Origin of the sequence: Streptomyces recifensis, from assembly GCF_002154615.1 — a bacterium.
Classification (GTDB): domain Bacteria; phylum Actinomycetota; class Actinomycetes; order Streptomycetales; family Streptomycetaceae; genus Streptomyces; species Streptomyces griseoluteus.
Map to the genome: position 1 here is coordinate 9,867 of NZ_MUNH01000040.1, position 316 is coordinate 10,182.

The window sequence follows — 316 nt, forward strand, 5'->3', positions numbered from 1 at the left end:
CCGGCCGCCTCCAGTCGCATCGCCTCCTCGAGCACCGGGCCCCGGATCTCGTAACAGACGTTGGCGAGCTTGGTCGACTGGATCACCTGCATGCCCGCGAGCTTACGGCCCCCGGAGGGGTGGCGCGTGTGTTCTCCACCACGTGGGACGCGTCGGTTTGCATGGGTTTCGCGAAGGGGTGTTCGGGGCGCGTCCGCCTCCCTACAATTCGACGATCATGTCTACCGAACGCGAGTGCGAGTCGGAGGTGTACGGCGCGCACGAGGCGGTCGGTGCTGCGCCGGTCCCGCCGATCGTCTTCCACCCCCCGGCCGCC